The organism is Aquidulcibacter sp. (genome assembly GCF_044346625.1).
Lineage (GTDB): Bacteria > Pseudomonadota > Alphaproteobacteria > Caulobacterales > Aquidulcibacteraceae > Aquidulcibacter.
On sequence record NZ_JBIIYV010000086.1, the window covers coordinates 1 to 9,477 of the forward strand.

The following is a 9,477-nucleotide window of genomic DNA, read 5'->3' on the forward strand; positions in this document are numbered from 1 at the left end:
CGCGCGAGACCTCAAATCCATCGATAGTATCTTTGCCATCCATGTTGGCCTCCATCACCAACATAAATGGTGAATCACATCACACCTGATTTGGGAATACACTCGATTCCTTTTTCAGGAAAACCGCTCTAGTGTCGCGATTGGTACAGCGTATCTGGCGCTCGGCCAATATGCGCGCAAAGAGACCGTCGCAGGGTGGATTGCCCCGGAAGCGGGCCTGTCGGCTGTCTATGCGCCGCGTGGTGGGGTGGCCGATGCTGTGCTGGTGCGCCAGGGGGATATGGTGGCCGAAGGCCAGCCTTTGATGCGGCTAGCTTTAGACGTATCGGGCGCTGATGGCGCAATTGTGCCGCTGCAGAGGGCACAGACCCGGGCGCGCTTGACCGAGATCGAGCTGCAGGCGGCAGCCAGCGCCCAGCGCTTTGCCGAAGAGAGCCGTAGGCTGGCAGAACGGGCCAGTGCAACATTCGACCGCTTTGGGGCCGAAGATGCACGCCTGATGGAGGCTGCACGCGGCAGTGCCAATCGCTTTACTCAGGATGATGCTCGCTTGGCTGACCGTGCCATTGCCGCGCGTGCCGACGCCAGCCGCCTTGAGGCCAGCCGCGACTTGGCCCAAGGGCAATTGGCCATCTCTGAACGCGCCGAAGGCCAAGCCCGCACCTTGGTGTCTAAGGGCTTTATGGCCAGCACCGAGGCAGATCGGCGTGCGCAGGGCACAATTGCTGCCCGCTCCCAAGTGGGTGAGCTTAATCGGCAGATTCAATCCCGCCTCGATGAGGCCAAGGATTATGACCGCCAGCGCCAATCTCTGCGCGCCAGCCATCAGGCCGAGATGGCTGACATCAGTCGCCAGCGCACCACTTTGGCCGCTTCACGGTCGGGTGAGACCAAAGACCTGATGCGCCAGCGCCAAGCTCTGGCACCTGCACGCGCGTCAGAAGCCAGTCAGTTGCGCAGTGCTAAGACGCAATTGGAAACAGGGCTGACCGAGCTTTCGGTGCAGGACGGCTATGTCGTAGGTGCCCCGGTTGCGGGCCGGGTCGCTAGCCTGAACATTCGACCCGGCGAAGCGGCTAACCCCAATGTGCCCTTGATCAATCTCGCCCCCAAGGGCAGCCCGATGGAAGCGCAAATCTTGGTGCCAACGCGTGCGGCAGGCTTTATCACCGAAGGCCAACGTGTGCGCCTGATGGTCGATGCCTTCCCGTTTCAGCAGTTCGGCGCCATTCAAGGCGAAGTGCGCGAAATCGCTCGCTCGGCACTCCGCCCCGGCGAGCTCGCGGCCCCCATCGAGTTCAAAGAACCCGTCTACCGCATCCGCGTGGCGCTAACCGGCCCCGGCATCCAAGCCTACGGGAAGGACCGCCCCCTGCAACCCGGCATGACCCTGAAGGCCGATGTTATCACCGACAAACGCACATTTATGAGCTGGCTGCTTGATCCACTCCTTGCGGCCCGCGCCCGCGCCGCTGCAGGGTGAGTTTTGGCATTAAGCGGATGGTAGTTTCGTCTGCTTTCTTTGAAATGCGAATCTAAAGCAGACCATCTCCTTTCGGCCAGCTATTGCCAAAATCATTCGGTCTTGGATGGGCAAGATGGTATTGAGTTTTGGGCATTTAAATTGGCTAGAACGCCATTCACCGTTGCTTTGAAAATGTGAAAATCGACAAGCGCTTGTAGAGAGATTTATCTATCGGGCTTAGAGGTTGCTCAGCACAATAGCGCTTTTACCAACACCGCATGCGCGCACTATGCGAATGCCCCCGTCCACCCCAGCCGCGCAAGGGACGGCTCGCGCCTCTCCGCCCTTGCGCGTCTGGTCTGGCGTGGGCCGGTGAGATGATTGCCGCGCAGGCGGCCCTGGTGATTGATATCCAACGCTAGGAACTCCCATAGGGAGATTAGTCTTATGTCTCACGTTCAAATGTTACCTTTGAAGGCTCTGCAGCCCTCCCCTCTCAATGCCCGGCGCATGGATAAGAAAATCGCCATCGATGAATTGGCAGCCTCCATTCAGGCTCATGGCTTGTTGCAGGGCTTGAGTGTCGTTGATGTCGGTTTTGGCAAATATCAAGTCTCCGCTGGCGGTCGTCGCTTGGCCGCTTTGAAGCTCTTGCTCAAGCGCAAAGCCATCACGTCTGATTTTGAAGTGCCCTGTCAGATCGTTCCTGCTGACTTGGCCGAAGAAGCTTCCCTGGCTGAAAACGTCCAACGTGTCGCTATGCACCCATTGGATGAAGTTGAAGCCTTTGGTCGCTTGGCTGGCGAAGGCCAAACCGAGGACGCTATCGCTACCCGCTTTGGTGCGAGTGTTCGCCATGTTCGCCAAAGATTGGCCTTAGCAGCTCTCTCACCCACCTTGAAGGATGCATTGCGGAAAGGCGAACTTGGCCTTGATGCGGCACGTGCCTTTTGTCTGGTCGCGGATCATGAGCGCCAAGATGCGGTCTTTGCCATCATGACCAAGCCAGTCAGCAATGCCTATGCGGTCCGGTCCTACCTTACCCAAGGTGCCGTTCGGATAACCGACCGGCTTGCCAAGTTTGTGGGTGTTGAAGCCTATGAGGCAGCCGGTGGCATTGTCCGTCGCGATTTGTTTGATGATAGCCTAGTCTTCCTCGACAGCCCGGATCTCTTGAATGAACTGGCCACAGCCAAGCTCGAAGAATTGCGTGCGCCCCTCCTCGCCCAAGGCTGGGGTTGGGTGAGCTTCAATCTTGGTAATAGCAGAGCCGATGGGGGCTCCATGCATCGCATCCGTCCCGAATGGCACCAGCCCACCGAAGAGCAAAAGGGTGCTGCCCACGTGATACGGGACAGAGCTTCTGAAATTGAGCAAGCACTCACATCTGATCCAACAGATGAGGCTCTCATCGCGGAACTCGAAAGCCTCCGTGTCAAAGCCCACGAGATGGCAGAAGCCCTATCCTTCTTCGATCCAGAAAAGAAGGCTCTTGCCGGTTGTGTGATCTCCATCGATTTTGAAGGGCATCCAGATACGATAGTCGGCATTGTTGCTAAGGGTGATCAAAAGAAGATTGCTCGGATTGACGCACGGCTCGCGGCGGAAAAGGCCAAAGCCGAAGCAGACCGACGCCGCGAAAAGGAATGCCTTGAGGCCGAGGCGATACGTGAACCAGATCCCGTTGCCTACACACCCTCTCCTGATGGCGTTACCGTCCTTGTGATTGATCTTGCTGCTGGTACCGCACGCATTGCGGGTCAGCGCACAGGCGAAACTAACCTTTCCGCTGATGTGGTAGCATCAGCTGCTGGGGGTTCTGAGGGCGTCAGCTCAACCACCCTCGAAGAACGGCCACCATGGGAAGAAGATGAGCCTAAGCCAATCAACACATCAGATTTCACGCAAAAGACTTTGAATGAGCTGACTAGCGCACGCACGCGCGCCATTCGGGCTCATCTTTGTGAGGCCCCTGATGTGGCCTTAGCCCTATCCGTCTACACATTGGGCTGTCACTTCATGGCGCTGACTGGCCCTGTCGGCATGAGCATTCATGCCTTTGTGTGTCACTCTTTCTCAGATGCTGAACCGCTTGCCTCCAAGCGAGACACCTTGAAAGCACTGGACCTCTATGAGGAAAATTGGTTTGACTGGTGCTTGACCCAAGGACCAGAGGCTTTGCTTCAAACCCAAGCACTCCTAATCGCTTCCACCCTTGATCTCAGCCACAGTGGCAACACACCCATTTGTCGTCGGAAGCAGGACGTTGCCGATACCCTTGCTACGCGTCTCCAAGTCGACATGACCAAATGGTGGGCACCAACTTCGGACTTCTTCATGGGCCTAAACAAGGCTCAGATCGCAGATGCGATCATGGAAAGTCCTGCAGTTTTGGAATTGCCAACGGCCAAGGATCGTGAGGCGTTTGCGGTAAAGCTTGCCTCCATGCGCAAGGATGAGTTGGCCCTGATGGCGGCGCACACCCTCGATGGAACTGGCTGGTTGCCCAACGTTATCAAAACGGACGGGTTGATCGACGTGGCTGCCTACGACGATGCGCCAGCTTTTGAGATCACCGACGAAGGCCTTGCCGCTTTGGCAGAAGCCGAAGCGGTTGAGCCTGATCTTCAGTCAGTGAGCATCGCGGCGGAGTAACCTGATAGCAAGGTCAGCGGCCGGAAACCTATCAAAGTAGAAGGTCGCTGATCCCAATTCGCCATTATCTTGCTTGATTGGGCACATCGGGATTGGATTATTTCTTGAATCGAGCTTGGAAATTGATAGTATATATGCTATCAGGCCTCATGATCAAAGTCGTGATTGATACTAATGTCTTTGTCTCAGCGGTGTTGAGCCCGGATGGTGGATCACGGGAAATACTTCGACAGACATTGAAAGGTGACTTCAAGCCTATTTTCTCAAATGCCCTATTCGGGGAATATGAGGCCCTATTGGCGAGAGATGAGATTTGGGCAAATTGCTCGCTGTCAGCCAGTGAGCGTGATGCCTTGTTAGATGCGCTACTGAGTGTTGCTGATTGGGTTCGAATTCACTTCCTTTGGCGGCCCAATCTCGCCGATGAAGGCGACAACCATGTTCTGGAATTGGCTGTTGCTGGAGGTGCACGCGCTATCATTACCTCAAACCTTCGCGATTTCCATAACGCTGAACTTCTATTCCCGGATATAGAAATCTTTAAACCCGGCGACTTTTTAAACTGGAGAAGAAAGTCATGAGCGTCCTCACCATTCGTTTGCCCGATGACCAGCATGAGCGTTTGAAGGCACTCGCTGCGCACCGTAACATCAGCATGAACAAATTGGTCGAAGAGCTCGCCAACCGCGCGGTGACAGAATTCGACATTGAAGTTCGGTTCCGAGCTCGAGCCACACGTGGTAATCCAACAATTGGTCTGGCTTTGTTGGACAAATTGGATCGGGATTTCAAAAAGTCGGACTAACCCGCAGTCGCGATGCTTCGGTACAATTTCACGAGCACCTCCCCCATCGGTCCAAAATCCCTGCACCCCTGCCCGCCTACCCGCAACCTTTCGGTCGTTCGCTAACGCTTCCGCCCCGGCTGGACGAGGCGGAGACTACCGGGGTGCGGGTAGGCAATCAGGGGTGCGGTTTGTTGATCTTGGCCGATGGGGGCGGCGCGAGCTCATGGTGAGTATCGCGTAACGCAATATCCCATCGGCGGAGGTATCCGCCATGTCACTTACAATCGCTGCATCTCGTCACTCCCGCTATTCATCAGCGTCTGATGAAATTCGTCTGACACCCCATGAGCGTGTCACAGCCCAGATTAGTTCTCTTCTTGAACGCGGCGTTCGCCCCTGGATCAAGCCATGGGATGATATTGCGCCACCTGATGCCTTGGTATTGCCCTTGCGTTCATGTGGCACGCCCTATCGCGGGATAAATATCATCGCCCTTTGGGCTGCCTCGTTAGAAAGTGGTTTTAGATCCCGCCATTGGTTCACCTTCAAACAAGCCTTGGCCATGAAGGCCTGTGTCCGCAAAGGTGAGCGCGGGTCCTTTGTCGTCTATTATACTGAACTGGGCGATAAGTCAGAAGGTGACGGCAAGCCTTCACCTGCTCCCAGGTCCACGGGCGCCAATGGCGGTGAGACTGGTGAGACCCGTCGTATCTTGCGAGGCTACACCGTCTTCAATGCTGATCAAATCGAAGGTTTGCCAGACGCCTTCTATGCACTTCCTGAAGCGCCTGTCGTTTCGCGTACCCCAATCACCAACTGCGAGGATGAGACCCGTTGGGCTTCTCTCTTTGCGCGCATCCCCGTCACCCTTCGCCATGGTGGCAATCGGGCCTTCTATTCAAAGGCCGCAGACTACATCCAAATGCCCCTTCGCGAGGCGTTTCGCGATGGCAGTCAATATTGGGCAACGCTCGCCCATGAGACGGCACACGCCTCACGCCATGAGACCCGTCTCAATCGTGACTTCGGTCAGACCCGTTTTGGCGATGCAGGCTATGCGCTGGAAGAGCTCGTCGCCGAACTTGCTAGCGCCTTTATCGGTGCTCACATCGGCCTGCCCGCTGATCACCTTGAAGATCATGCCGCCTACATCGATGGCTGGCTCAAGTCCCTTGGCGATAATCCATCTTCGTTCCTAACCGCCGCGAGCAAAGCTCAGGCTGCCGCTGATTGGGTTTTGGCAGAGATGGGTCAGGGATAGAGCCTTTCCCTATTCACCAAAACGCAAACGCTTCAGTGGTCCGATTTCGGCAGAACTTGGCCGAAAGGGGATGGGCGGGTTTAGTTTGGGGCAGTCGGTAAGCTGCCATTCATCTGAACGGTAACACTGGCTCGAACATCGGGTGCCGCTCAATTGACAAATATGCTTATTTTGGTATATTACATTAATGTGGATTGTCGAAACCCTAAATAGCCTTGTCGATTCTGAAATCGAGAATTTACCTCAAGACATGCAAGCACGCCTCGCAAGGTTTGCTCAGATCATCGGAAATTTTGGATTGCAAGCATTACCAGCTGACGCAACCAAACATCTAGAAGACAAACTTTGGGAACTTAGGCTGACGGGCAAAAGCGGAATTTCACGAGCCATATACGTGACAACAAAAGGCAAACGAGTTGTGATCTTACGGGCATTCATCAAGAAAACCCAAAAGACACCAAAAACAGAATTAGAACTCGCTCGAAATCGAGCAAAGGAGGTCACATGACCAAAATTGCAGACCTGCACGCTAAGTGGATGGAGAAACCCACCTACAAAGCAGAATACGACGCACTTGAAGAAGAATTCGCACTCATGGCCGCACTTCTCAAAGCCCGTACACAAGCGCACCTCACTCAAGAACAAGTAGCGGAGCGGATGGCAACATCACAAGCCACCATTGCACGACTTGAAAGTGGCAAAATAAAGCCTTCAACACGCACCTTAGAACGCTACGCTCAGGCCACCGGAACACGGCTACAGATAAGTTTCGTACCTGTATAGCGGCCTCGCTTCGCTCAATTTTATTGGTTTTAGCAATGCGCTCCGGGCCATAAGGTGCATTCCATCTATGGAATGCACCATGGTCAAGCAAATCCTTAAATCATTTAAGTCGGATGTCAGCCAAATGACTTGGAACGGTTCAATGCGTTGCTTCGCTTGCCTTGAAGCCGCCCGACAAGTCTTATTGCGCAAGATGGGGTGTCAAGGGAAGCAATCGGCTTCGCCGACGTGCCAAAGGCGCGCCCCTTGACGCCCCATCTTGCGCGCTCAAACTCGAGCTATACCTTTGTCTAGGCAGAGCCTGTGGCAAAGGCGGTCCAAGTGAAAGACCTTAACCAATACCGCTGTGAGTGAGGTGATGCAGTCCTGTCGGACCGCACCCTACGCGCTGGACCTGATGTCCTCTTTCGAAAGGTTCCAAACCCGTCTTAAACGACCACCCTTGGCGCATTTGAGACCGGCGGCATTTTGGCTGAACATGGCCGAAAGGAGATGGTCTGGTTTAAATTCGCATTTCAGGGAAAGCAGACGAATCTACCGCCGCCCCAAAGGCGACCACTTACCCTGCAGCCGCTCGTGCCCGATCAGCGAGGAGGGGATCAAGCAGCCAGCTCATGAAGGTGCGCTTGTCGGTGATCACATCGGCCTTGAGAGTCATAACAAGCTGAAAGCCCCGCCGCCTTAAAGTGGCGACTTTGATTGGCACAGCGGGAAAGAACGCCGGCAGGAGAAGGTCGCTTGACCTTCGAGACTGTGCGTCTCCGCCGTGCCAAATCCTAAGGCACCAGAGAACACATCGCGATTGTCATCAGGTCCTGCTTGACGGCCGACGTCCAGTCCCATCGGGAAGCGCTATTTGGCAAACCCAACACAGAGTTCAGTAGCCTTGACTGAAATTCAATTAAAATCAACAAATAAGCAGGATCAGAACATCAAAACGTCGTTTCAGAACAACAATCTGCTTACCGCAACTCTAGGCCATTTGGGTATTCGTATCCCAACTTGCGGGATCAAAGCGAAAGTAGGTGTTTGACAAGCGCCTTCGACATTCGACGGGGTTTAAGGTTGCTCGCGTTTAGAGCGCACCACATCGAATCTATAGTTGAGATGAGTTCGGCCCCACGCTTGACGGTTGCACGACAACTGGCACGGGGCCCCTTCACCTCCAAAAGTTGCACCGCAACAGTCAATTTTTTGGCTGAGATACGCCGGTTTCAAATAGCGGATGTCGTGCAGCAAAGCGATCCATAGCATCGCGGCATGTTCGGCGGCGGGTGCAGATTTGTCCCAGTGATCGAGCACCGCTGCCTGTAGTCAATTGAGGTAGCGCGCATTGTTGACATGCCCCATGAAATCGATGTGGTCGGCCTGCGCTGTGATTGCAAATTCGTGCGGCGTCGGCCCGGGCGGGCGCGTCAGAATGTCCATGATCCCTCGACGCCGAAGATGCGCGGTTCGCCGCGATTGGTGACGACCCCAAACCCTTGATCGACCGCATAAATCAGGTAGCGTTCATCTAACAGGTTTCGGGCAAATACTCGGATTTGAGAGTTCGAGCGCCCAAAGCGCAACGTTGCGGATAGATCGACGACCGAATATGGTCCTTGGCTTTCGTCGATCCGATTTTCCTTCGTGAAGAATTGTCGGGACTCATGCCGGAAGCTTGCGCGGAGCGTGCCGACCAGCGCGTCGTTCTTGATGGCATCGTAGCTAATGGCTGTGAACGCGGTTAATTCTGGCGCGTAAAGGAGCCGGTTGCCACGCAAGCTGCCGAGATCGGTGACAAGTGTGCGAAACGTCGATTGGTTGAGGGCAAGGTTGGCATCGAAGGTCAACCGCCCGGTTGGACGCCAGCCTCCTTCGAACTCGGCACCGTAACTCCTCACCTTCGGGGCGTTGAGCGTCGAAGTCGTCCCGTTGCGCAAAACCTGCAACTGATAGTCGTCATAGTCGAGGAAGAAAGCCGACAGCCCAAGGTCAAGCGTTCCCCCAGTCATCCGCGTGCGCGTGCCGACCTCGTAGGACCAGACGCTCTCACGCTCGAACGGCACGCGAGAGACGTCGAACGCCGGGTCGAACCCACCTGCCTTGAAGCCTCGCGAGGCCGATGCGAAAATGATTGTCCGCGCGTCTGGCTTATAGTCGAGAACAAAGCGCGGTTGAATCGACGTCCATGACTTTTCAAAGGTCTGAGGCACCGCTGTCGCGGCCGCAAACAGGTTGTTGCCTGTTAGTCCGTTACCGACCGTGACAACTGGCGGCGCACTATATGCGAACCTTTTGCGATCAAACGACAGCCGCGCTCCGACGGTAGCGCGTATGTGGTCAGTGACATTAAACGTACCGTCGCCAAAAGCAGCATAGCTGGTATTGCGCCCGCTCGCGTTGATTGTTTCTATTGCCTCATTGCTGCAAGCAAGACCGAAGACGGCTGTTGTCAGCGGTTCATCGCACACGAAGAACGCGGGCTGACCTTGAAAAGCTGTATCCATTGGGATTTCGTTGCTAGAGAGCAGTGCAACTTCC

The 9,477-nt window shown here is 55.1% G+C and carries 8 protein-coding genes; 7 read left to right on the top strand and 1 reads right to left on the bottom strand.

What is annotated here, in order from left to right:
- Window positions 1-247: 247 nt before the first annotated feature.
- The 7 genes from ACIQ20_RS14505 to ACIQ20_RS14535 all read left to right on the top strand — a co-directional run bounded on the left by ACIQ20_RS14505 (window position 248) and on the right by ACIQ20_RS14535 (window position 6,951).
- Window positions 248-1,483: an HlyD family efflux transporter periplasmic adaptor subunit gene (locus ACIQ20_RS14505; protein ID WP_395781507.1), complete on the top strand. Its 1,236-nt coding sequence runs from the start codon at window positions 248-250 to the stop codon at window positions 1,481-1,483.
- A gap of 429 nt (window positions 1,484-1,912) precedes the next feature.
- Window positions 1,913-4,120 carry a ParB/RepB/Spo0J family partition protein gene (locus ACIQ20_RS14510; RefSeq protein ID WP_395781509.1) on the top strand — a complete coding sequence of 736 codons (2,208 nt, stop codon included), beginning with the start codon at window positions 1,913-1,915 and terminating at the stop codon, window positions 4,118-4,120.
- A gap of 149 nt (window positions 4,121-4,269) precedes the next feature.
- Window positions 4,270-4,701: a putative toxin-antitoxin system toxin component, PIN family gene (locus ACIQ20_RS14515; protein ID WP_395781511.1), complete on the top strand. Its 432-nt coding sequence runs from the start codon at window positions 4,270-4,272 to the stop codon at window positions 4,699-4,701.
- Window positions 4,698-4,925 carry a toxin-antitoxin system HicB family antitoxin gene (locus tag ACIQ20_RS14520; RefSeq protein ID WP_085338532.1) on the top strand — a complete coding sequence of 76 codons (228 nt, stop codon included), beginning with the start codon at window positions 4,698-4,700 and terminating at the stop codon, window positions 4,923-4,925. The genes ACIQ20_RS14515 and ACIQ20_RS14520 overlap by 4 nt, the downstream gene beginning before the upstream one ends.
- A gap of 253 nt (window positions 4,926-5,178) precedes the next feature.
- Entirely contained in the window at window positions 5,179-6,168 is a 990-nt protein-coding gene (locus tag ACIQ20_RS14525) for an ArdC family protein (protein WP_395781513.1), read from the top strand.
- 187 nt (window positions 6,169-6,355) lie between these two features.
- Window positions 6,356-6,676, top strand: coding sequence for a type II toxin-antitoxin system RelE/ParE family toxin (locus ACIQ20_RS14530; protein WP_395781515.1), 321 nt, complete (start codon window positions 6,356-6,358; stop codon window positions 6,674-6,676).
- Entirely contained in the window at window positions 6,673-6,951 is a 279-nt protein-coding gene (locus ACIQ20_RS14535; RefSeq protein WP_395781517.1) for a helix-turn-helix domain-containing protein, read from the top strand. Before ACIQ20_RS14530 ends, ACIQ20_RS14535 begins: the two co-directional genes overlap by 4 nt.
- 1,415 nt (window positions 6,952-8,366) lie before the next feature.
- Here the strand turns inward: ACIQ20_RS14535 and ACIQ20_RS14540 are convergent.
- Window positions 8,367-9,477, bottom strand: a 1,111-nt coding sequence (locus ACIQ20_RS14540; RefSeq protein WP_395781518.1) for a TonB-dependent receptor, incomplete at its 5' end; no start/stop codon positions are given.

What these genes read in the sequence shown, in the direction of transcription:
- ACIQ20_RS14525 (WP_395781513.1), top strand. Translation starts at nt 5,179, where the DNA reads ATGTCACTTACAATCGCTGCATCTCGTCACTCCCGCTATTCATCAGCG.
- ACIQ20_RS14510 (WP_395781509.1), top strand. Translation starts at nt 1,913, where the DNA reads ATGTCTCACGTTCAAATGTTACCTTTGAAGGCTCTGCAGCCCTCCCCT.
- ACIQ20_RS14515 (WP_395781511.1), top strand. Translation starts at nt 4,270, where the DNA reads ATGATCAAAGTCGTGATTGATACTAATGTCTTTGTCTCAGCGGTGTTG.
- ACIQ20_RS14535 (WP_395781517.1), top strand. Translation starts at nt 6,673, where the DNA reads ATGACCAAAATTGCAGACCTGCACGCTAAGTGGATGGAGAAACCCACC.
- ACIQ20_RS14530 (WP_395781515.1), top strand. Translation starts at nt 6,356, where the DNA reads ATGTGGATTGTCGAAACCCTAAATAGCCTTGTCGATTCTGAAATCGAG.
- ACIQ20_RS14520 (WP_085338532.1), top strand. Translation starts at nt 4,698, where the DNA reads ATGAGCGTCCTCACCATTCGTTTGCCCGATGACCAGCATGAGCGTTTG.